This is a genomic window from Chondromyces crocatus (assembly GCF_001189295.1).
GTDB lineage: Bacteria > Myxococcota_A > Polyangia > Polyangiales > Polyangiaceae > Chondromyces > Chondromyces crocatus.
Genome location: NZ_CP012159.1, coordinates 7,526,782 through 7,551,790 on the forward strand (window position 1 = coordinate 7,526,782; position 25,009 = coordinate 7,551,790).

Annotated in this window: 4 protein-coding genes; all 4 read left to right on the forward strand. The window is 70.3% G+C overall.

Going from position 1 to position 25,009, the window contains the following annotated elements:
• The first annotated feature begins 4 nt into the window (after positions 1–4).
• From CMC5_RS26975 to CMC5_RS26990, 4 genes are read left to right on the forward strand one after another with little or no spacing between them, the layout of a single operon-like run.
• Positions 5–6,541, forward strand: a complete 6,537-nt coding sequence (locus tag CMC5_RS26975; RefSeq protein ID WP_050433117.1) for a type I polyketide synthase — start codon at positions 5–7, stop codon at positions 6,539–6,541.
• Positions 6,538–11,280 (forward strand): type I polyketide synthase, encoded by a 4,743-nt coding sequence (locus CMC5_RS26980; RefSeq protein ID WP_050433118.1) that lies wholly within the window; start codon positions 6,538–6,540, stop codon positions 11,278–11,280. The genes CMC5_RS26975 and CMC5_RS26980 overlap by 4 nt, the downstream gene beginning before the upstream one ends.
• Positions 11,277–20,117 carry a type I polyketide synthase gene (locus tag CMC5_RS26985; RefSeq protein WP_050433119.1) on the forward strand — a complete coding sequence of 2,947 codons (8,841 nt, stop codon included), beginning with the start codon at positions 11,277–11,279 and terminating at the stop codon, positions 20,115–20,117. The genes CMC5_RS26980 and CMC5_RS26985 overlap by 4 nt, the downstream gene beginning before the upstream one ends.
• Positions 20,114–24,976 carry a type I polyketide synthase gene (locus CMC5_RS26990; protein ID WP_050433120.1) on the forward strand — a complete coding sequence of 1,621 codons (4,863 nt, stop codon included), beginning with the start codon at positions 20,114–20,116 and terminating at the stop codon, positions 24,974–24,976. Before CMC5_RS26985 ends, CMC5_RS26990 begins: the two co-directional genes overlap by 4 nt.
• Positions 24,977–25,009: the final 33 nt, after the last annotated feature.

Here is a 25,009-nt window from a genome sequence, read left to right on the forward strand (position 1 = left end):
GAGCATGGAGAACGACGTCGCGATCATCGGCATGGCCTGCCGCTTCCCCGGCGCGCCCAACACGGCGCGGTTCTGGGACAACCTCCGCGAGGGGGTCGAGTCCATCTCGACATTCTCGGACGAGGCCCTGCTCGCATCTGGCGTGGCTCCCGCCCGGCTGCGCGACCCGGCCTACGTCCGCGCCGCGGCCGTGCTGGAGGACATTGACCTGTTCGACGCGTCCTTCTTCGAGATCAGCCCCAAGGAGTCGGAGCTGCTCGATCCACAGCGGCGGATCTTTCTGGAGGTAGCCTGGGAGGCCCTGGAGGACGGCGGTGTCGATCCAGCCCGCTTCCCGGGCGCGATCGGTGTGTTCGCCGGTTCGAGCGTGTCGACCTACCTCCCCTCGGCCATCAGACCCACCCGCGACCTCACCCTGTCGCTGGACGCGCTCGAGGTGCTGATGGGCAACGACAAGGACTACCTCGCCACGTACCTCGCTTACAAATTGAACCTCCGCGGTCCCTGCATCGCGGTGCAGACGGCGTGCTCGACGTCCCTCGTGGCGGTGCACCTCGCCTGTCAGAGCCTGCTCGACGGTGAGTCGGACATGGCGCTCGCGGGGGGCGTCACGGTCCGCGTGCCGCAGAAGGCAGGTTACCTCTTCCAGGAGGGAGGCATCTTCAGCCCCGATGGGCACTGCCGGACGTTCGACTCATCCTCACGCGGCACGCTGTTCGGGAGCGGCGCGGGCCTGGTGCTGCTCAAGCGCCTCGACCGCGCCCTCCAGGACGGCGACCGGATCCGTGCCGTCATCAAGGGCTCCGCGATCAACAACGATGGCGCACGAAAGGTAGGGTTCACTGCGCCTGGCTTCGACGGACAGACGCACGTGCTCGCCGAGGCGCTGGCAGTCGCGGACGTGGAGCCGGAGACCCTGAGCTACGTCGAGTGCCACGGGACGGGCACGCCTGTGGGCGATCCGATCGAGATCCGGGCCATGGCCGAGGCGCTCCGCGGCGCGGGGGGACAGGGGCGGTGCGCCATCGGTTCGGTGAAGACGAACTTTGGGCATCTCGAGTCTGCGGCCGGTGTCGCAGGGCTCATCAAGGTGGTGCTGTCGCTGGAGAACGAGGCGCTGCCACCGAGCCTGCACTTTCGAGAGCCAAACCCCGACCTCCACCTGGGAAGCACGCCGTTCTTCGTGAACACGACGCTGCGTCCCTGGAAACGCGGCGCCACGCCGAGGCGCGCAGGCGTCAACTCGTTCGGTATCGGTGGCACGAACGCGCACACGGTGCTGGAGGAGGCACCATTGCCTGAGGCCACGCCCATTGCGACGCCCGACATCAAGCCCGTTTTGCTGCCTCTCTCTGCGCGGAGTCCCGGGGCGCTGCGAGCCCTCGCACAGGCGTACGTCGAACGCGCGTCCGGGCCCCTCCGCGAGGGATCCATCCACGATGTCGCACGCGTGGCCTCGCTGCGGCGCGCACACCATCCGCACCGGCTGGCGCTCGTGGCATCGAATCTCGACGAGGCAGCCCAGCACCTCCAATCGTATCTCGCTGGTGAGGTACGTCCGTTGATGGCGAGCGGAAAGAACTCCGGGCATCGCCGCAAGGTGGTGTTCGTGTTTCCGGGCCAGGGGTCGCAGTGGACGGGGATGGGTCGGGAACTCTGGCAGAACGAGCTGGTGTTCCGGAGGGGAATGCAGGACTGCGAGCGGGCGATGCGACCTTTCGTGGACTGGTCGATCGAGCGTGAGCTGTGGGCATCAGAGGAAGCGTCGCTGCTCGGCCGCGTGGACGTCGTGCAGCCGATGCTGTTCGCGATGTCGGTCGCTCTCTCGGCACTGTGGCGGTCCTGGGGGGTGGAGCCGGACGCGGTTGTCGGTCACAGCATGGGCGAGATTGCAGCCGCTCACGTGGCAGGTGCGCTTTCCCTCGACGAAGCGTCACGGATCATCTGCGAGCGTAGTCGCCTGGTGCAGAGGGCCTCCGGACGCGGGGGGATGGCCGTGGTCGAGCTGTCTCAGGTCGAGGCAGCAAGGCGTATCGAGCCCCACGGCGGGCGCGTGTCGATCGCGGCGAGCAACAGCCCGCGCTCCACCGTCCTGTCGGGGGACAGGGGGGCGCTCGGCACGGTCCTCGCGGAGCTCGAGCGCGAGGGGGTCTTCTGCCGCTGGATCAAGGTGGACTTCGCGTCGCATAGCGCGCAGATGGATCCTCTTCGGGAGGATCTCCTTCGGCGCCTGGGACGGCTGTCACCGCGGGCCGCCGCGATCCCCATTTACTCGACCGTCACGGGTGAGCCGACCGACGGCTCGGGTTTCGACGCGAGCTACTGGGCCCGAAACCTGCGCGACCCTGTGCTGTTCTCGGGCACGATCGAGCGGCTCGTAGAGCACGGTCACGGTCTGTTCGTCGAGGTGAGCCCTCACCCCATTCTGCTCGGGGATGTCTCCGCGTGCTTCCCTCGGAGCGCACGCGAAGGGGCGCTCGTCGCTGCGCCGTCGCTGCGTCGGGGCGACAACGAGCTGGCATCGATGCTCGGCTCACTGGGCGCGCTCTACGCATCGGGCTTCGAGGTGGATTTTCGCAAGATCCACCCGGGCACCGGACGGTGGGTCGATCTGCCGCTCTATCCCTGGCAGCGAGCGCGGTACTGGCCCGAGCGCCCTTCGATAGAAGGCACACACGGCAGTGGCGCGACGCGCCGAGAGGGCAAGCACCCGCTGGTCCACAGCCGGATGGAACTCGCAGGGCTCGGACGAAGCTACGTCGCCGAGGTCGAGCTCGACGCCGAAACCTTTCCCTTCCTGGAGGACCACCGTCTCGACGGGCTCCTCGTCGTCCCTGGAACCGTATACCTCGAGATGGCACTCGCCGCCGCAGCCGAGGGGTTCGGTGCCGAGGCGTTCACGATAGAGCGCGTGCAGTTCCTTCGCCTGCTCACGCTCACGGAGGGTGCGCGCACCGTGCAGCTCCGTGCGACGGAGACCTCGGCGCAAGTCATCACGTTCGAGGTCTACAGCCGACCAGCTGGCCCCCGCGACGTGAGCTGGACGCTCCACGCGAAGGGGACGCTCGTGGCAGGAGGAGAGGTGGTGACCGATCGCTCGCCGATCGACGCGATCCGTGCTCGCCTGCCCGAGCAGATCGCGCCCGAGGACTACTACGCTCGCCTTCACGCGCGCGGCCTGGAGTACGGCCCACGGTTCCAGGGCATCACGGCGCTCAGCCGTCGGGATGGCGAAGCGCTGGGCAGGATCGAGCTGCCCGCCGGCCTCGCCACGGAGGAGAGACCTTACCGCACCCACCCTGCGCTTCTCGATAGCTGCTTGCAGGTGCTGCCGGCGGCAGCGCAGGTATCGCACGCGACCGAAGGGCCGAACGGCGACGCTTTCGTGCCGGTGGGCATCGAGCGGCTCCAGGTCCGCAGCCCCCTGGAGGGCACGCTCCTTTGCCATGTACTCCTGCGGCCGGAGTGCACGCCAGGGCGGCTGGAAGCGGACCTCATGATCGCAACGCCCGAGGGACACATCGTCGCCGAGATCCTGGGCTTTCGCGCGGAACGAATCGAGCGCGAGAACCGTACGGCGGACGAGATCTCGGGATGGATCCACGATGTGGTCTGGCGACAGCGCCCCTTGCCTTCCACGGGGCCGAGCAGCAAGTCGGCAGGGACTTGGCTCGTCCTGGCGGACGCGGGAGGGGTGGGCGAACGGCTCGCTGCCTCGCTCGGCGAGGGGGTAGTGCTGGTCGCCGTGGGCAGAGAGGGAGGGAATGAGGGCATCGAGCGCCTCGGCCCGGGTCGATACCGCGTGGACCCGGCACGACCCGAGGCGATGCGTCGGCTGTTCGACGAGGCCTTCGGGCAAGCACCACCCGTCGGCGTCGCGTACCTGTGGGCACTCGACGCGCCACAGCCAGACGGCTCGGGGGGCCTCACCGCGCTGCACCGCGCCGAGACGCTCGGCCCGGTCGGCGTACTCCATGTCGTCCAGGCGTGCGTGCAGGCCGGCCTGCGTCACGCCCCCAGACTCTGGCTGGTCACCCGTGGGGCCCAGGCAGTGGGCGTCGAGCGCACGCCTCCCTCGCTCGCGCAGTCCACGCTGTGGGGCATGGCCCGTACGATAGGGCTCGAGCACCCGGAGCTCCACTGCACCACGGTGGACCTCGATCCCAGTGGTAGCGCCGCCGGCGTCGTCGCGCTCCTCGAGGAGCTCCGAGCTGACACCGGAGAGCCGCACGTCGCGCTCCGCGACGGCGCGCGGTACGTCGCGCGGCTCGTGCGCGGCGCCACGCAGGAAGCGCCTCAGCGCCCCGCGACCACGAGCGCTGCCGGAGAGCGGCCGTTCCGCCTGGAGATCGTCGAGGCCGGCGTGCTCGACAGCCTGGCGTTCCGGCAGGCGACGCGACCCGCACCTGGGCCGGAAGAGATCGAGGTCCGGGTGGAGGCAGCCGGTCTCAATTTCCGCGACGTGCTGGTCTCGCTCGGGGGCAGGATCGACCAGAGCGACGAGATCATCCTCGGCGGCGAGTGCGCCGGCACGGTCCTCTCGGTGGGCGAGAGGGTGCAGGGGATCCGGGTAGGAGACCCGGTGGTGGGCATCGCCCCGGGCACCTTTGGCTCCCACGTGATCGCGCCGGCGGTGCTATTTGCTCCGAAGCCCGCGCGCCTTCGTGCCGAGGAGGCCGCGACGATCCCGATCGTGTTCTCCACGGTGCTCTACGCCCTGCGTCACCTCGCGCGCCTGGGAGAGGGAGAGCGCGTCCTCATCCATGCCGCAGCCGGTGGCACAGGTCTCGCGGCGGTGCAAATTGCGCAGCGCGAGGGGGCAGAGATCTTCGCGACCGCGGGCAGCCAGGGGAAGCGCGAGTACCTGCGCGGCCTCGGCATCCGCCATGTCTTCGACTCCCGCTCGCTTGCGTTCGCCGACGAGCTCCTCGATGCGACGAGTGGCCGAGGGGTCGACGTGGTGCTGAACTCCCTGGCGGGCGAGGCAGCCGCGAAGAGCCTCGAACTCCTTGCGCCGTATGGCCGCTTCCTCGAGATCGGGAAGCGCGACATCCACGAGGGTGCGAAGCTCGACCTGACTCCCTTCGCGAAGAACCTCGCCTACTTCGCCGTGGACCTCCAGGGGATGAGTGTCGACCGGCCCGCACGCCTTGGCGCATTGCTCCGCGAGGTGATGGAACTCATCGCACAGGGTGTACTCGACCCCTTGCCGGTCACTCACTTCCCCGCCGTGAAGGCGCCCGAAGCTTTCCGGCTCATGGCCCGGGCTGGGCACATCGGCAAAATCGTACTCACTGGTTTCGGCCCCGAGGTGCCCATCGACGACACGCGCGACGGGGGCCCGATCCGGTCGGACGCTACCTACCTCATCACCGGTGGACTCGGTGGCGTGGGCCTGGTGCTGGCTCGCGGCCTCGTCGAGCGCGGCGCGCGCCACCTTGCGCTGCTCGGTCGGAGCGGCACCTCGCCCGCGGCCCGCGACGCGCTCGCCGGCCTCGAAGCCATCGGGGCAAGCATCTCGGTGATCGAGGCGGACATCGCGGATCCCGCGCAAGCTCAGGCGGCCCTCGCCCGGATCGAGGCAACCCAGCCGCCACTTCGCGGCATCGTCCACGGCGCTGCGGTGCTCGACGACGGCATCCTCCTCCACCAGGACGGGCAGCGGCTCCGCAAGGTGATGGCCCCCAAGGTGGACGGCGCCTGGAATTTGCACACCCTGACGCTCGGCAAGCCGCTCGATTTCTTCGTCCTGCTCTCCTCCACGGCATCCGTGCTCGGGAACCCTGGTCAGTCGAGCTACGCGGCAGCGAGCGCGTTTCTCGACGCGCTCTCCGCTCACCGTCGCGCATGCGGACTGCCGGGACAGACGATCAACTGGGCCGGCTGGTCCGAGGTGGGCCTGGCCGCGGCGCAGGACAATCGCGGCGCGCGCGGCGCTGAAGTCGGGCTCGGAGCGATTTCCCCCACGGCAGGCGAAGCCTCCTTCGCGCGGCTACTCGCCGGAGGCGCCGGACGGTGGGTGGTCATGCCGTTCGACTTCCGGCGCTGGGCTCAGTCCATCCCACGTGCCGCATCCTCCCCGCTGTTCGAGGAGCTCGGGCGGCGGCAGACCAACGTCACCGGGAGCCCTGTCCGTGTGCGGCTCTCCGCCGCCCCCCCCGAGGAGCGCCTCTCGTTGCTCGAGGCCCACGTCCGCGAGGAGATCGCCCGCGTGCTCCGGCTCGCGCCCGAGCGCATCAGCACGGACACGCCGCTCAAGTCCCTCGGGTTCGACTCACTCATGTCGATCTCGCTCCGCAATCGGCTCGAGGAAGCGCTCGGACTCACGCTCTCGGCGACGCTCGTGTGGGCGCACCCGACGCTCTCGGAGCTCGTCCCCCACCTCGCGGACCGGATGCAGATCGCGACCGTGTCAGCCGGCCACGACGATGCGCGTGAACCCCAGGAGTCCCGGGACAGAGCCGCGCTCGACGCCGCGCTCCACGAGGTCGAGCAGCTCTCCGAGGAAGACGCCCTGGCGGCGCTGATGAAGGGAACATGAGCCGATCGACCGCTCGAGAGGGCCGGATCTCCGCCGTCAAGCTGGCGCTCCTGGCGCAGCAGGTGCGCTCGAAGATCGAAGGGGCGGAGCTGCTCGGCTCCGAGCCGATTGCCATCGTGGGCATGGGTTGCCGCCTACCGGGCGGCGCGGATGATCCCGATCGCTTCTGGCAGCTCCTCGCACGCGGCACGGACGCCATCCGCGAGGTGCCCCACGATCGCTGGGACATCGAGGCGTGGTACTCCCCGGACCCGGACACGCCAGGGAAGATGTACACGCGCTGGGGCGGCTTCCTGGAGGGCGATGTCGCCCGATTCGACGCCGATTTGTTCGGCATCGCGCCGCGTGAAGCCGCGACCATGGACCCTCAGCAGCGCGTGCTCCTCGAGGTCGCGTGGGCCGCGCTCGAGGACGCGGGCGTCGCACCGAACCGCATCGCAGGCACGGCGGCAGGCGTGTTCATGGGTGTCTCGTCCACGGACTATTCGAGCCTCCTGTTCGCTGACCCCGATCGCATCAGCCCCTATGCCGCCTCGGGCGCAGCCGGCTGCATCGTGTCGAACCGCCTGTCCTACCTGCTCGACCTGCGCGGCCCCAGCGTGACCATCGATACGGCCTGCTCGTCGTCGCTCGTCGCAGTGCATCTCGCCTGCCAGAGCTTGCGGTCGGGTGAGAGCCGGGTCGCGCTCGCTGGTGGAGTGAACCTGCTCCTCATCCCCGAGGTCACCGTCGCGCTCTCCAGGGCGCGGATGATGGCAGCCGACGGCCGCTGCAAGGTCTTCGACGCGCAAGCAGACGGGTACGTTCGAGGCGAGGGCTGCGGGGTGCTCGTGCTCAAGCGGCTCTCCGACGCGCTCTCGGCGCGCGACAGGATCCATGCGGTGCTGCGCGGGACGGCGACGAACCAGGATGGCCGCTCCAACGGCCTCACGGCCCCGAACCCCAGAGCGCAGCGAGACGTGATCCGAGCCGCGCTCGACAATGCCCAGTGCGACCCGACCGAGGTGACGCTCATCGAGGCGCATGGGACCGGGACATCGCTCGGAGACCCCATCGAAGTCGAGGCACTCAAGGAAGTCTACGGGGCGCCGCGAGGCGAGGGCGAGGCATGCGCGCTGGGCTCGGTGAAAGCGAACATCGGCCACCTGGAGGCCGCGGCCGGCGTCGTGGGTGTCATCAAGGCCGTGCTCTGCCTGCAGTATGGGGCCATCCCACCGCACCTGCACCTGGGCACGCTGAACCCGAACATCTCACTCGAGAGCACGCCGTTCGTGATCCCGACGGCGCTCCGCCCCTGGTCGGCGAGCAAAGAGCGGCGGCTCGCGGCGGTGAGCTCGTTCGGGTTCGGGGGCACGAACGCGCACGTGATCCTCGAGGAGGCACCTGCCATCCCCGCGCCCGCTGGCAAGACCGATCGCCCGATGCACGTCTTGCCTCTCTCGGCCCAGGACGAGGGTGCTCTCGCCGCGCTCGCAGGCCGGTACGAGGAGCACCTCGCGGGCCGCCCGGAGGCTTCGCTGCCGGACCTTTGCTTTACAGCGGCTACGACGCGGACCGCATTCGGCCACCGCCTCGCGATCGTTGGCGCATCGAGCGACGAGGTGCGCGCCGGGCTCACCTCCCTCCGGAAAGGCACCGCCGCTGAAGGGGTTCACCTCGGCACAGCACCGGGAGCGGGCCCCTTGCGCGTCGCGTTCCTGTTCACAGGTCAGGGCGCGCAGTATGCGTCGATGGGGCGGCGGCTCTACGAGGTCGAGCCGGTGTTCCGCGAGGCGCTCGATCGCTGCGAGGAGATGCTGAGGCCGTACCTCGAACGACCGCTGTGCTCGATCCTGTTCCCAGCGACGAGCGACGCCGAGGTCCTGCTGGAGGAGACGGCGATTGCCCAACCTGCCCTCGTGGCGCTCGAACTCTCGCTCGTCACCCTGTGGCGCGCGTGGGGTGTGGAGCCGGATCTCGTCATGGGCCACAGCGTCGGCGAGATTGCGGCCGCCTGCGTCGCCGGCGTGCTCGGTCAGGAGGACGCGCTCAGACTCGCGGCCGAGCGCGGGCGCCTGATGCAGGCGTTGCCAACAGGTGGCGCCATGGCCGCGATCGCTGCTGGGGCCACCGAGGTGGCAGCGCTGATCGGACCCGAAGCAGGTCCAGTCTCGATCGCTGCGCTCAACGGCCCAGCGGACACCACGATTTCCGGACCGCGTGAGGCGGTCGCCGCGCTCATAGAGCGCTGTCAGGAGGCGGGGTGGCGAACCCGAATGCTGCCCGTCTCCCACGCGTTCCATTCGGCGCAGATGGATCCCGTGCTCGACGATCTCGAGCGCGTCGCAGCCAGCATCCGACGTTCTCCACCGCGCCTCCCGCTCGTCTCCAACGTGTCCGGAACCCTCGCAGGCCTGGAGCTCATGGGCCCGGCGTACATCCGGCGTCAGGCGCGTCAGGCGGTGCAGTTCGAGGCCGGAATGCGCACGCTCGCGGCCGAAGGTGTGACGGTGTTCGTGGAGATCGGCCCAGCGCCAGCGCTGCTCGCCATGGGGCGAAGGTGCCTGCCCGATCACGAGGGAGCCTTCCTGCCTTCGATGCGTAAGGGCACGGATGACGCACGGCAGATGCTCACGAGTCTCGGTGCGCTCTTCGTGCGCGGGGTGACGGTCGACTGGGGCGGGCACCACCGCCCCTTTGCACGGCGGCTGTCGGCTGCACCGACCTACCCATTCCAGGGCCACCACCACTGGGTCGACACCCCCGCCCGCCGCGCGGCGCTGGAGGCACCCGTCTACGAGCTGTCGTGGGTCGACGCCCCTCGGGGCGACGTCACCGTGCCCTCCTCGAGGCGGCGCTGGCTCGTCCTCTCCGACCGCGAGGGGGTAGGCGCGGCACTCTCTGCACGGCTCGTCGCGGGAGGCGATGAGGTCTTCATCGCCATCCCTGGCGACCACTTCACGCGAGAGGGCCCCCACTTCACGCTACCTCCAGGCGACCCTCAGGCCTTCGCGCAGCTGCTCGCGGAGGCGCAGGCCGGCGGCGACCCACCGCTCACGGGCATCGTGCACCTGTGGAGCCTGGACACCTCGGCGACCTCCCTCGAAGCGCTCTGGCACGCCCAGGAGCTCGGCTGTGCGAGCGCCGTGCTCACTGTCCAGGCGCTCCTTCGCAGCGCTCCGGGGATGGCTCTGGGCACACTCGGAGCCCCTCCTTCGAAGGAGACGGAGGCGGGCGCACCACCGCGCCTCTGGCTGGTCACACGCGGTGCGCAGGCGGCCACGAAGGAAGGAGGTAGCGACCACGCGCTCGCGATTGCGCAAGCGCCACTCTGGGGCCTCGGGCGAGGCCTCCTCGTCGAGCACGCCGAGATCTTCGGCGGCCTGGTCGACCTCGATCCGAACACTCCGCCGGAGGACGTCGAGCTGCTGACGCTCGAAATCCTCGCCCCCGATCGAGAGCAACAGCTCGCGCTCCGCGCAGGGATGCGGCGCGCGCTTCGCCTGCTTCACGCCCAGCCCCTCGACCGCACCCCGATTTCACTGCGGCCCGACGGAACCTACTGGATCACCGGCGGCCTTGGCGGCATTGGCCTTGAGGTCGCGCGCTGGATGGTGGACCGCGGCGCACGCCACCTCGTCCTCACCGGTCGTCGACCTCCCGAGGGGCCGACCGAGGCCGTCGTGCACGCGCTCGAACAGAGGGGCATACGGGTCGCGGTCATCGCGAGTGACGTGGCGCAGCCCGCGGATGTCGCACGCGTGCTCACCGAAATCGACCATGCGATGCCACCTCTGCGGGGGATCGTCCACGCCGCTGGCGTGCTCGCCGACCGACTCCTCCCCCAGCAGGATCTCGAGAGTCTCCGAGAGGTTCTCTCACCGAAGATCGCAGGCGCCTTCAACCTGCACGAGCAGACCGCGGAGCGGCCGCTGGATTTCTTCGTGCTGTTCTCGTCGGCCTCGGGCTGGTTCGGTGCGCATGGCAAAGCCGTCTACGCGGCCGCCAATACGTTCCTCGACGCCCTCGCCCACCATCGCCGAGCCCGACGCTTGACCGCGCTCACCGTGAGCTGGGGTCTCTGGGCGGGCGTCGGCATGGCTCAAGGTACCGAGGCCAACCGATGGCAAGCGCGCGGGGTTGGGCTCATCGTACCCGAGCGGGGACTCGATCGGCTCGGACGCGCCATCGCGGTCGATCGTACGGAGCTGGGGGTCTTCTTCTACGACTGGGAGCGCTTCTTCTCGGCCGCCGCGGTCGAGCCGCCACCCCTCTTCGACACCTTGCTCGCAGCCACGCCGCGACGCGCGGGGCCGCCAGATGCGTCCCCTGGGCGGCTCGCCCTCGCGCGGGCGCTGGAGCAGGCGTTGCCAGGCGAACGCGAGGCCACACTGCAGCGGCTCCTCCGGGGTGAGGTCGCCGCCATCCTGGGACAGAATCCCGCGCGCGCTCCGGACCCCCGGCAGGGCTTCTTCGAGATGGGGATGGACTCGCTCATGGCCATGGAACTCAAGCGACGGCTCGAGATCGGCCTGGGGATTTCCCTACAAGCGAGCACCATCTTCAACTTCCCGACCATCGAAGCCCTGTCTGGGAGACTGCTCGCAGCCTCCCGTTCAGCAACGCCGCAGCGAGCGGAGTCCGACGCCGACGAGGCCATGCGCGCCGAGGTCGAGGACCTCTCGGACGACGAGGCAGCCCTGGCGCTCGCAGAACTCGCCGCGGAGGTGCTCGGCGACGACGAGGAGATGATGGAATGAGCCGCCAAGGGCCGTCCGACCCCGCGGATCTTTCCGCACAGAAGCGCGCTCTGCTCGCCCTGAAAAAGCTCCAGACGAAGCTCGACACCATGGAGCGCGCGGCGACCGAGCCGATCGCGATCGTTGGCGCGTCATGCCGGTTTCCGGGCGGCGCGGACGACCTCCCCTCGTTCTGGCGCCTCCTCCATGAGGGCCACGACGCCGTGCGCGACGTGCCGCCTGGTCGCTGGTCTGCCGAGCGCTATTACGATCCCGATCCCCAGGCCGCCGGCAAGACGTACACCCGCAGCGCGGGATTCCTCGAGCGCGTCGATGGATTCGACGCCCTCTTCTTCGGGATTTCACCGCGCGAGGCCGCCCGGATGGATCCGCAGCAGCGGCTCCTGCTCGAAGTGGCGTGGGAAGCGCTGGAGGACGCGGGTCACCCGCCGAGCACCCTCACGGCTCAGCGAACCGGCGTGTTCCTGGGCATCGGGGTCAACGACTACATCCAGCTCGGCGGCGCCGATCCCAGCAAGATCGATGCTTACGACGGGACAGGAAACGGCTTCTGCTTCGCTGCAGGCCGCATCTCGTACGCGCTCGGCCTGAATGGCCCCAGCCTCGCCATCGACACCGCCTGCTCGTCCTCGCTCGTGGCCTTGCACATCGCGGCCCAGAGCCTGCGAGCGAGTGAGTGCCGCGTCGCCCTCGTCGCAGGCGTTCAGCTCCTCCTGTCACCCCTGCCGTTCGTGTTCCTCTCGCGCCTCCGGGCCCTGGCGCCCGATGGCCGCTGCAAGACCTTCGACGCCGCAGCAGACGGCTACGGACGAGGAGAGGGCGCGGCAGCCATCGTGCTGAAGCGCCTGTCCGACGCCCGCGCCGACGGCGATCGCATCCTCGCCCTCGTTCGCGGCTCTGCGATCAACCATGACGGCGCTTCGAGCGGCTTCACCGTACCGAACGGGCTCGCACAACGGACCCTCCTCCGGAGCGCACTCGCCGCTGCCGGCGCGGCTCCATCGGATATCGACTATGTGGAGGCTCATGGAACCGGGACGCGGCTCGGCGACCCGATCGAGCTCGACGCGCTGGCAGAGGTGCTCGGCGATGGGCGCGCCCCCGATCGACCGCTGCTCGTGGGCTCGGCCAAGACGAACGTCGGCCACCTCGAGGCTGCCGCGGGCCTCGTGGGCCTGCTCAAGGTGGTCCTCGCGCTGGAGCACGGCGAGATCCCCGCACACCTCCACTTTCGCACCCCGAGCCCGCTCATCGGGTGGGACGCGCTCCCTGTCCGCGTCGCCGCGGAACGCACCCCCTGGCCCCGCCTCGAAGGGCGTCGCCTCGCAGGCGTCAGCTCGTTCGGCCTGAGCGGCACCAACGCGCACGTCGTGCTGGAGGCGGCCCCCCCGCCGGCTCCTCGCCCAGTGCTCGTCGATCGCAGCGCACACGCAATCACCCTCTCAGCACGCAGTCCGGAGGCACTCCGTGCGCTCGCAGGGCGGTACACACGCTTCCTCGCGCAGGCGCCGCTACCGCCGCTCGGAGACATCGCATTCACGGCGAACGCAGGCAGGACTCACCTGCGCTGCCGTAGCGCGTTCGTCGGCACCGACGTCGATGAGCTGTGCCGCGCGATCTCGGCCTACGCCGGCGGCGAGGAGGCCGCGATCTCAGGCACGTGCGGCAGGGACCGGCCCCGCATCGCGTTCCTGTTCACCGGCCAAGGCGCCCAGTACCCCGGCATGGGTCGCGACCTGTACGAACGCGAGCCGGTCTTCCGCGAGGCGATCGACCGCTGCGACGCGATCTGTCGCCCACTCCTGCCCGCCTCGCTCTGCTCGGTACTCTTCGCTGCCGACGGCGAAGCCACCGGGACATCGCTCGACGACACCCTGTACACACAGCCCGCGCTCTTCGCGCTGGAGTACGCCCTCACCGAGCTCTGGCGGAGCTTCGGCGTGACCCCACAGGTCGTGATGGGACACAGCGTCGGTGAGATCGCAGCGGCCTGTGTCGCCGGCGTCCTCAACCTCGAAGATGCACTCCGACTCGTCTGCGAGCGGAGCCGGCGCATGCATGCACTGCCACCAGGCGGTGCCATGGCCGCCATCGCGGCCTCCGAGGCCCACGTCGTCGAGGCTCTGGCCAATGTGAGCGCCTCGGTCTCAGTCGCGGCCGTGAACGGCCCGTCGGAGACGGTGATCTCCGGCGCGGCCGAGGTCGTCGCCGAACGGATCGCGTGGTTCGTGTCCCACGGGATCAAGGCACAACCCCTCGCTGTCTCGCATGCGTTCCACTCCCCCCAGATGGACCCGATCCTGGACGACTTCCAGGCAGCGATCGCTGGCCTTTCCTACTCCCCGCCTCAGATCGGCTTCATCTCCAACTTGACTGGCCGACCTGCGGAGTCCGGACAGACGCTCGACGCGGCTTACTGGCGCCGCCACGCGCGCGCGCCCGTGCGATTCGCTGCGGGGATGGCTGCCCTCGCGGAGCTGCAGATCGACGTGTTCGTCGAAGTCGGGCCGAGACCCACCCTGCTCGGCATGGGTCGCAGGAGCCTGCCCGATCATCCGGGCGCGTGGCTGCCATCACTCCGCAAAGGGCAGGATGAGCAGCGGCAGATCCTGACGAGCCTCACGACACTTCACGTGCGCGGCGCCCCTGTGGACTGGGCAGCCTACGATCATGGCCGCACCCGGCGTCGGGTCGCCCTCCCGACCTACCCCTTCGAGCGGGAGCGCTACTGGATCGAGCAGCCCGACGCGGACCTCGCCGACCACCCCTCGGCGAAGTCGACCGAGGAGCCGGACCGCATCGCGTGCCCTCCCGTGTCCGATCGCAACGCGTCCGTCTCCAGCGGGCCCCTGGTAGAAACGAACTCCGACGTCGTCCGTCGCCTGCGCACAGCCTCTCCCGCGCGGCGTCGCCATCTGCTCGCCACGCACGTAGCGTCCGAGGTGGCTCGGGTGCTGGGTTTCGACCCGGCACGGCCCCTGGATCCCGCGCTCGGGTTCTTCGAGCTCGGCATGGACTCGCTCCTCTCCGTCGAACTCCGGGGTCGCCTTCAGAAGAGCCTCGGGTGCGCACTGCCCACCACCGTCGCGTTCGACTATCCGAGCGTGGACGCACTCACCGCGCATCTGGCCCGGAATGTCCTGGACCTGGAGGGGCGAGCCCCCCCGATCACCGCTGCCGCGATCCGACGAGACGAGCCGGTCGCGATCATCGGAATGGCATGCCGCTTCCCCGGTGGCGCCAACAACGTCGACGCCTACTGGCGTCTGCTGCGCGACGGCGCCGATGCCACGCACGAGGTCCCCCGGGATCGATGGGACGTCGACGCCTACTACGACCCGGATCCCGACGCCCCGGGCAAGATGATCAGCCGCCGTGGCGGCTTCGTGCAGGGCATCGGCGTCGACATGTTCGATGCCTCGTTCTTCCACATCTCGCCCCGCGAAGCGGTGACCATGGATCCTCAGCAGCGCATCCTGCTGGAGACCACATGGGAGGCTCTGGAGGACGCGGGTCAGATCGCAGATCGGCTCGTCTCGAGTCGCACCGCGGTCATGCTCGGGATTGCGAGCAACGACTACGCAGCCCTCCTCGGCAGCTCGGAGGGGTCGAGCACCATCGACGGTTACGCCTTGACCGGCAACGCAGCGAGCTGCGCCGCGGGGCGCATCTCGTTCATCCTCGGCCTTCAAGGGCCCTGCCTGTCGGTCGACACGTCGTGTTCGTCTTCGCTCGTGGCGACCCACCTCGCCTGTCAGGCCCTGCGCAACGGCGAGGCCGAGCTCGCCATCGCGGGCGGTGCCAACCTCATCCTCCTCCCCGAAGTGAACGTCATGTTCTCGCGCCTCCGCGCCCTCTCCCCGGACGGTCGCTGCAAGGCGTTCGATGCTTCGGCCAACGGCTACGTCCGCGGCGAGGGTGCGGGGATCGTGATCCTGAAGCGCCTGTCGGATGCGCTCCGCGACGGCGACCGCATCCACGCCGTGCTCCGCGGCTCCGCAGTCAACCACGACGGCAGATCGAGCGGACTCACGGTCCCGAACGGTCCGGCCCAGCAAGCCGTCATCCGCCAGGCCCTGGCGAGTGCCGGCGTCAGCCCGGCCCAGGTGGGCCACATCGAGGCCCACGGCACGGGCACGCCACTGGGCGACCCCATCGAGGTGCAGTCGATCGCGGCCGTGCTCGGCGAGGGCCGGCCCGCCAGCTCCCCCGTGCTCCTCGGCACGGCCAAGGCCAACATCGGCCACCTCGAAGCAGGAGCTGGCGTGGCAGGCCTCATCAAGGCGGCCCTCTGCGTCAAACACGGCGAGATTCCGTCGAACCCCCTGTTCGAGACCCCCAGCCCGAAGATCCCCTGGGCCGACATCCCGGTCGTGGTTCCGACCGAGCTCACCGCGTGGCCCGCCATCGACGGGCCGCGCACCACGGGCGTGAGCTCGTTCGGCATGAGCGGGACCAACGCGCACGTCGTGCTCACCGAGCCCCCCTTGGCCTTCGCGCCCGAGCCGTTCACCTCCGGGTCCCCGCCACTCGTGCACCTGCTCCCGATCTCCGCACGCAGTCCGGAAGCGCTGCGCGCGCTCGCGACCGCCTACCGCGATGCCCTGTCGCGTGGCGCGCTCTCCGGAGACGACGTTCTCGCCCACGACGTCTGCTTCACGGCTGGCACCCGCCGGACGCACCACCTGCACCGGCTCGCCGTGCGCGGCGCGAGCCGCGAGGACCTCGTCGCGGGGCTCGACGCGGCGCTCACAAACTGGAGTTCCAGCGCCTCACCTGCGCGGGGACGCAAGCTCGCCTTCATGTTCTCGGGCCACAACTCGCAGTGGGTGGGCATGGCGCGGGGGCTGCTCGATGAGCCTGTCTTCGCCGAAGCCCTCGGGGCATGTTCGCGCGCCCTCGCGCCCTACCTGGGCGAGTCGCTGCTCGATCTGCTCGCCTCGGGCGAGGACCGCTACCACGAGATGCATGTGGTCCACCCCGCGCTCTTCTCGGTCCAGGTGGCCCTCGCTGCGCTCTGGCGCTCCTGGGGCGTCGAGCCGGACGCCGTGGTGGGTCACAGCTTCGGCGAAATCGCCGCAGCCCACGTCTCTGGCGCGCTCTCGCTCGACGACGCGGCACGCGTGATCGGACTGCGCTCCGTGCTCTACGAGCGCCTCCGCACCTCGGGCCCGCGCGGGGCCATGGCCTCCGTGGAGCTATCGACGGACGACGCACGCGCGGCCATCGCCGACATGAACGACCGCGTCTTCATCGCCGTCTCGACAGGACCGACTTCGAGTGTCCTCTCCGGCGAGGCAACAGCGGTCGAGCAGGTCGTGAAGGAACTCGAGCAGCGCGGGATCTTCGGGCGCCTCCTCCGCGTCTCCATCGCGGGTCACAGCCCGCACGTCGAGCCGCTCCGCGAGGAACTGGTCGCGGGCCTCCAGGGGATCGAACCGCGGCAGACCGCGGTGCCTATGTTTTCCACCGTCCTCGGCCAGTACATCGATGGCGAGGCCCTCGACGCCGACTACTGGGGTAGGAACCTTCGCGACCGGGTGCGGTTCTGGGACGCCCTCCAGGGTCTCGCTGAAGACGGTTTCGACGCTTTCCTGGAAGTGAGCCCTCACCCGGTGCTCCAGAACGCCGTGGAGCAGGGGCTGCATCAGCTCGGGCGGGACGGGCTCGCGCTCCCGAGCTTGCGGCGCGACGAGCCCGAACGACCCTCGCTGCTCGACACGCTCGGCGCACTCTACACAGCGGGCTACCCGATCGAGTTCGGCCGCCTCTTCCCGAGCGGGGGTCGCGTCGTGGACCTGCCGACCTATCGTTTCCAGCGCACGCGCCACTGGATTGAAACGCCCACGCGCAATGCCCCTGCCGGACAGACCTCGGCCCGAGGCCCACGCTTGCTCGGCGAGCGGATCACCTCGGCGCGCTCGCCCGGGGAGCATTACCTCGCCCTCGCCCTCGCTCCCGCCGCCTTTCCCTTGCTGAAGGAGTACGTGCTCCGACGGCTCCCGCTCGTCTCACCCGCCGTGCTCCTGGGGATCGCCTGGGCCGCGGCTGCCGAGGTCCTCGACGTCTCGCCCACCACCGGCCCAGACCACCGCGCGTCACCGCTCGTCCTCGAAGACGTCGCACTGCACACGCCATGGGTCGTTCCCCAGGAGGGTCCCCGGCACGCCCAGCTCATCCTCTCCTCGCGTGCGGAAAACGACGCATCGTTCGAGATTTTCAGCAGCGCGACTCCCGGTGGTCCATGGCAGCGCCACGCCGCCGGTCGAAGCCGGCGTCTCTCGCCCGACGAGATCTCGATGCCAGCCCCCGTCGCGCTCGCCGAGATCCGGGCGAGGTGCGCCGAGGAACTCACCGGCGAAGCCTTCCTCGACGGGCTCGCGGCAGGGGGCCTCGCCCTGGGCCCTGGCCTCCGGTGCGTCGAGCGTGTCTGGCGCCGGCCAGGCGAGGTGCTGGGTCTCTTCAAGCTCTCCGAGCGCGGCGCTGCCGAAGCTGGCGCGCTCCGCCTTCACCCCGCCTTGCTCGACAATGCGCTGCATCTCCTTGAAGCAGCCTCCTCCGCCGAAAATGAAGGCACGAGGATCGCTGCGACGTTCGAGCGGGTGCGGATCGCCGGACAGCCTGGCGCCGTGGTCTGGGGCCACGCGCGTCTCCGCGAAGAAAACGACACCCCGCCAGGCACCGTGACGGGCGACGTCTCGCTCCTCGACGAGGCTGGACGCGCTTTCGCCGAGCTCGCGGGCGTCACCCTCACCCCCGCCCCTCGCACGCTCGTGGGCGAGACCGCGCGGCACTGCCTCGACACCTGGTCCTACGAGATCCGCTGGGAGGCGATGGCGCGCACGCCTCCGCGGCGTCCCGTCGAGAAGGGCGCCTGGCTGGTGCTCGCCGATCGAGGCGGCCTTGGCGAGGCCGCCGCCGACCAGCTCACGCGGCGCGGCCACGTGGCGCTGCTCGCGACCTCCGGTCCACGCGAGGCGCTGGGCGGAGGCCGCTTCCACATCGACCCGGCGAGCCGCGCCGACCTCGCATGGCTCCTCGATCACGCCCGCGGCGCGGGGCCAGCGGTGCGCGGCGTCGTGCATCTCCTCAGCCTCGACGCACCTCCCACGGAAGCGCTCACGCTCGAGACGCTGGTCGCCGCGCAGCAGCTCGGCTGCGCCACCGTCCCTCCCCTCGTCCAAGCGCTCCTCGACGCAGCGCTCCCGATCTCGCCCCAGCTCTGGCTCATCACCCGGGGCGCGCAGCCTGCAGGCGGAGCCCCCGAGCCGCTCGCCGTGGCGCAGGCTCCGCTCTGGGGTATTGGCCGCATCGCTGCGCTCGAGCATCCCGAACTCTGGGGCGGCCTCCTCGATCTCGATCCCCACGCCCCGTCCGGCGCGATCCAGGCCGAGGCAGCGAGGGTCGTCGACGAGCTGCTCGGACCCGACGGCGAGGATCTCCTCGCGCTCCGCGGCGCCGAGCGTCGCGTGGCGCGCCTGATCCGGAGCCCTGCGCTCCCCCTCCCTGCAGAGCGCCCCGGGCTCCGACCAGACGCCACCTACCTGATCACGGGCGGCCTGCACGGCCTGGGCCTCGAGGTTGCCCGCTGGATGGTCGAAGCAGGGGCCCGCCACCTCGTGTTGACCGGCCGCCGCGGGTTGCCCGACCCCACCGCCGACGGGGCCGCCGAGATCCACACGGCCATCGCGAACCTGGAGCGAGCCGGTGCATCCATCCGGATCGTCGCTGCCGACGCCAGCAACCTCGGACAGATGGAGGCCCTCTTCGCCGACATCGCCAGGCACGGCCCACCGCTCGCCGGCATCGTCCACGCGGCCGGCACGTCCCGCCCTGCTCTGCTCGCCCAGACCGACCAGGCCGCGGTCGAGTTCCTCCTCGCCCCCAAGGTGCAAGGAGCCTGGATCCTCGACCACCTCACACGCGAACTCGACCTCGACTTCCTCGTGCTGTTCTCGTCGGCAGCCGCGGTGTGGGGTGGCGGCTTGCTCGGCCCCTATGCCGCCGCCAACCACTTCCTCGACGCCATCGCCCATCACCGCCGCGCCCTGGGGCGTACAGCCCTCAGCATCAACTGGGGCAGCTGGCAGGCCGGCAGCATGCTCACCCACATGCCCGAGGACGCACGCCGTTATCTCGAGGGCATCGGCTTCGGCACCATGCCCTTGGACGAGGCACTCGAGGTCCTCGGCTGGCTCCTGGGCACTCCCCTCGCCCAGCGCGCCATCGCGTCCATCGACTGGGGGCGCTTCAAGCCCATCTTCGAGGCCCGCCGGCGTCGCCCGCTGCTCGACCTCATCGAAGCCCCCGCCGCGAACGCGTCGCCGGCGGCCGACGAGCTGCTCCTCCGTCGTCTCGAAGCAGACGGCCCCGAGGCGCGCATGACACGGCTCATCGAGCACACACGCCGCCTCGTCACCGAGACCCTCCAGCTCGAGGAGCCCGCTGCGTTCGACCTGGATCAGGGCTTCTTCCAGCTCGGCATGGACTCCATCATGAGCGTCCAGATCCGCAAACGCCTGGAGGCCGATCTCGGCCGGCGCTTGCCGCCGACCCTCGCGTTCGATCACCCGAGCGTCCGGCGCCTCGCCACCTACCTCGCGACCGAGATCCTCGCACCGACACCGGAGACCGCAGCTCCCCCCTCCCCCGACGCATCCTCTGCGCCTTCTCCGACCGGCTCGGAGACCGCCCCGGATCCACTCGACGCGCTCACCGAGGACGAGCTCGTGGCGCTGCTCGCAGCCGAACTCTGGCCTGCCCGCGCAGGCCTCTCCGACGCCCGGAGCGGCACGCTGTCCGAAGGCCCCCAACGCCCGGAACCCCACACCGCATGAGCAGCCCGCCGCTCCCTCTCGATCGCCACGCCGTCCTCAAGCACGCCCTGCGCGAGATCCAGCAGCTCAGGGCACGCGTGGACACCTCCGAGCGCCGGGAGCGCGAGCCCATCGCAGTCCTCGGCATGGCTTGCCGCCTCCCCGGGGGCGTCACCTCACCGGAGGCACTCTGGCGCCTGCTCGAGGACGGCATCGACGCCACACGCGAGATTCCCTCGGATCGCTGGGACGTCGATGCTTTCTACGATCCCGACCCTGGCGCGCCCGGCAAGATGTACGTCCGCCGCGGCGGTTTCCTCGACGAGGTGGATCGCTTCGACGCAGCCTTCTTCGGCATCCACCCGCGCGAAGCAGCGTACATCGATCCCCAGCACCGCCTGTTCTGGGAGGTCGCCTGGGAGGCCCTGGAGCGCGCCGGCACGTCCCCTCATGCCCTCTCGGGCAGCCGCACCGGCGTCTATCTCGGCATCACCAGCAGCGACTACAGCATGCTCCAGGCGCTGTCCCTCGACCTCTCCGAGCTCGACGGCTACGCCGCGCTGGGCAGCGCGTCCAACTTCGCACCTGGGCGCCTGTCGTACATGCTCGGCCTCCAGGGCCCGAGCGTCGCCGTCGACACCGCCTGCTCCTCCTCGGCGGTGGCCACGCACCTCGCCTGCAAGGCGCTGCTCAGCGGAGAGATCGATCTCGCCATCGTGGGCGGCGTGAACCTCGTCCTGTCACCAGGTGGCAACATCGTCCTCTCCAAGGCCCGGATGCTCTCGCCCGACGGCCGCAGCAAGGCCTTCGACGCCTCCGCTGACGGCTACGGCCGCGGTGAAGGATGCGGCGCCCTCGTGCTGTCGCGGCTCGGGGACGCGCTCGCGCGCCGCGCCCCGGTGCTCGCGACAATCCTCGGCTCGGCGGTGAACCAGGATGGCCCGAGCAGCGGCCTCACGGTCCCGAGCGGCGCGGCCCAGCAAACGCTCGTCCGCGAGGCCCTGTCCCGCGCCGGCGTCATCCCCGCAGAGGTCGGCTATGTCGAAGCCCACGGCACGGGCACGCCTCTCGGCGATCCCATCGAGCTGCGCGCGCTCGGCGCCGTCCTCTCCGAAGGACGCCCCGCCGGACACCCCCTTCTCGTCGGATCCATCAAGAGCAACATCGGCCACCTCGAAGCCGCAGCCGGCGTCGCCGGCCTCCTCAAGGCCGTGCTTTGCCTGCAGCACCGCCGCATCCCGCCGCACCTGCACTTCCGCGACCCCAACCCGAACGCTCCCTGGGCCGAGATCCAGGCTGAGATCCCCACGCGCTCCATGCCCTGGGCGACCGGAGGCCGCCGCGTCGCTGGCGTCAGCTCCTTCGGTGCCAGCGGCACGAACGCCCACCTCGTCCTCGGCGATGCCCCTGCTCCCGCGACGTCTCCCCTCCAGGACGAACACGTCTGCCACCTGCTCACGCTCTCGGCCCGGCGCGAGCCTGCGCTCCGGGCTCTCGCCGCTCGCTACGAGGCCTACCTCGCCGAGAACCCCTCGGTGTCGCTCGGCGACGTCGCGTTCACGACACGTACTGGCCGCGCCCACTTCCCCCACCGGCTCGCCCTCGTCGCCTCCTCTGCGTCCGAAGCCCGCGAGCGCCTCGCTTCGTTCCTCGCCAGCACCCCGGGCCCGGGGCTCTCGAGCGCCCGCGCACGCACCGATCGCCGGCCCCGGATCGCTTTCCTGTTCAGCGGCCAGGGCGCTCAGTACCCTGGCATGGCCCGCGCGCTCCACGCGACCCAGCCCGTGTTCCGCGAGGCCGTCGATCGCTGCGCTGCGCTCCTCGACCCGCACCTCGAGCGCCCCATCACCGAAGTGCTCTTCCCGCCGGAGGGCGCGCCTGCCGCCCCCGGGGCGCTCGACCAGACCGCCGTCACCCAGCCCGCGCTCTTCACGATCGCCTACGCCCTCACCACGCTGTGGCGTTCTCTCGGCGTCGAACCCGAGGCCGTGCTCGGCCACAGCGTCGGTGAGATCGCCGCCGCCTGCTGTGCGGGTGCCCTCTCCCTCGAAGACGCCGCCCCGTTCATTGCCGCCCGGGGCCGCCTCATGCAGTCCTTGCCCGGAGGCGGCGCGATGGCGGCCGTCTTCGCCGCTCCCGAGCAGATCGCCGACGTGCTCGCTCCCCGCGCGACCGAGATCGCGATCGCTGCGCTGAACGGCCCCACCGAGACCGTCCTCTCGGGCGCAGCCGGACCCCTCGACGAGCTTCTCGAGGTGCTCTCCGCGAGCGGCATCACGTCGCGTCGCCTTCATACCTCGCACGCATTCCACGCCCCGCTCATGGATCCGATCCTCGACGATCTCGAACGGGCCGCCGCCTGCACCCGCGCCGTGACGCCGCGGATCCCGTGGATCTCCAACCTCACGGGCGACCTCGTCACCTCCCCCGTCGACGCAGCCTACTGGCGCCGCCATGCCCGGGCTCCTGTACGCTTCGCCGAAGGCCTCCAGCGCCTCCACGCCCTTGGCATCGATGCCTTCGTGGAGGTCGGCCCCCGCCCCACGCTGCTCGGCCTCGCACGCCGCTGCTTGCCCGAGAGCACCGGCGTCTTGCTCCCCTCGCTTCGCGACGGGCGAGACGATCTCCGCACGCTGCTCGGCAGCCTCGCCGAACTCTATACGCTCGGCGCGCGCCTGGACGGGACCCGCCTCGATCACGGCCCGACGCAGCGCCTCGTGTCACTGCCGACGTATCCCTTCCAGGGGGAGCGGCACTGGATCCCTGCCGCTACCCCTCGGCACGCGGCGCCAGCCCCGCAGCGCGTCACTGCCGCCGGACTCGCCGCGGACGCCACGCACACCCACCCCCTGCTGGGACGGCGCGTCCCCTCCCCCAGCGTGATCGCGTTCGAAACACAGCTCGACCCTGCAGCACTCGCGGCCCTCCGTGATCACCGCGTCCACGGACGCATCGTCGTCTCCGGCGTCCTGCACCTCTCGATGGCCATGGCCTCCATGGCCGAGATCCAGACCGCCACGGGTGATCTCCGCGTCGAGCAGATCACCTTCCTGGAGCCGCTTCTCCTGCAAGAGGGCGAGGTCAGGACCGCGCAGCTCATCCTCGAACCGGACACGGCCGGACATGCCATGCGCTTCCAGCTCTTCAGCCTGGACCCGGACGGCACCGACACGGGCGCGTGGACACTGCACACGACGGCTCTCCTCAGCGCCTCACCGCCTGGCGCCCTTGAGCGCGCTGGCGAAGGCGCCCCTCTGGACGCGATCCAGGCCCGTTGCGGCGAGGCCTTGTCCGGCGACGACTTCTACGCCCGGTACTGGAAGACGGGTGAGCACGAAATCGGTCCGAGCTTCCGCCTGGTGCGTCGCCTGTGGCGCCGCGACGGCGAGGCCCTGGCCGAACTCGAAGCCCCCGAGCCGCCCGCCCTAACGTCCAACGACATCCGCCAGGTGGCCCACCTGCTCACCGAGGCCTGCGTGGCCGAAGCCTGCGGGCAAGTCGTCAAGGCCGCGCTCCCGCTCGACGCCACCAGCACCGTGACCATCGGCGTCGGTGTCGATCGCCACCACCAGCGCGGCGCCACAGCCGGCAAGAAGCGCTACTGCCACGTCCAACTCCGGTCCTCGCTCGAAGCAGACCCCCTCATCATCGCCGACATGCGCCTGCTCGACGAGACCGGCCAGGTCATCGCGGTCTCGGAGGGCATGCGCCTCGCACCAGTCCGCGCCGACACGATCCGCCGCGCCGCCACACGCCATCGCGACCGCCCCCGCCCGGAGGTCGATCGCGCCTTGAAGGAGCTCCACGCCGCCCCCTCCCCTGCCGAACGACGCGACGCGCTCGAACGCTACCTCCGAGCCCAGATCGCTGCCCTCTCGGAACTCTCCCCCGACGCCATCGACGCCGACGCCCCCTTGCGTGACGTGGGACTCGACTCGCTCCAGGCCGCCGACCTGCGCGCCAGCCTCGCCCGGGACCTCGGCGCCGACATCCCTGCGGTCGACCTGCTCCAGGGTCCCAGCCTCGGCGATCTCGTCGCTCGTCTCGCCACGAGCCTGCTCGGCGAGACCCCCCCCGCGCGGAGCGCAGCCTCCGTCACCTCGCCACCGGCCCACACCACCACGGCCTCTCGCGACGACACCGCGCGGTGGATCCGCAGGCCCACCCCGAGGCCCGAAGCGCGCATCCGCCTGCTCTGCTTCCCGCTCGGTGGTGCCGGTGCCTTCATGTACCGCAGCTGGGCCAGCGCACTACCGACCTCCGTGGAGCTGTGCAGCGTCCAGCTCCCTGGCCGCGAAGATCGGCTGAACGACCCCCCCGTCGACAGTCTCTCCGATCTCCTCGACGCCCTCGTGGAGATCATGCCCCCACTCCTCGACCGCCCCTACGCCGTGTTCGGCTCCAGCATGGGAGGGCTCCTCGGCTTCGAGCTCGTCCGGCGCCTCCGCGCCACGCACGGCAAGAGCCCTCTGCACCTCTTCGTCGCCGCCTCTCCAGCCCCGCAACGATTCCGCCGCATCATCGACGAGCGATTCTCCTCCCCAGATCTCGGCTTCCTCCGTCGCTTCGACATGATCCCGGACGCCGTCGCCGAAGATCCCAGCTTGCTCGCCGCGGTCTTGCCCGCCTTGCAGGCCGATTTCCAGCTCGTGAGAGGCCACCTCCACCGGGATGAGATCCCCCTCGACATCCCGATCTCTGCATACGGAGGCAAGGAGGACGCGCTCGTTCTCCCCGAGGATCTCGTCGCATGGTCCGAGCATACCCGCGGCGACTTTCAGCTCCGGATGTTTGCTGGTGGCCACCAGTTCATGAAGACCGATACGCCCTCCGTACTCCAGGCCATCCGCCGAGATCTATCGATCCACAGCCAGCTCTGACCTCGTCTCCCAACCCCTGCCACTCTCAGGAAC

Excerpts from the sequence above, each read along its gene's own strand:
- CMC5_RS26990 (WP_050433120.1), top strand. The coding sequence starts at position 20,114 with ATGAGCAGCCCGCCGCTCCCTCTCGATCGCCACGCCGTCCTCAAGCAC.
- CMC5_RS26985 (WP_050433119.1), top strand. The coding sequence starts at position 11,277 with ATGAGCCGCCAAGGGCCGTCCGACCCCGCGGATCTTTCCGCACAGAAG.
- CMC5_RS26975 (WP_050433117.1), top strand. The coding sequence starts at position 5 with ATGGAGAACGACGTCGCGATCATCGGCATGGCCTGCCGCTTCCCCGGC.
- CMC5_RS26980 (WP_050433118.1), top strand. The coding sequence starts at position 6,538 with ATGAGCCGATCGACCGCTCGAGAGGGCCGGATCTCCGCCGTCAAGCTG.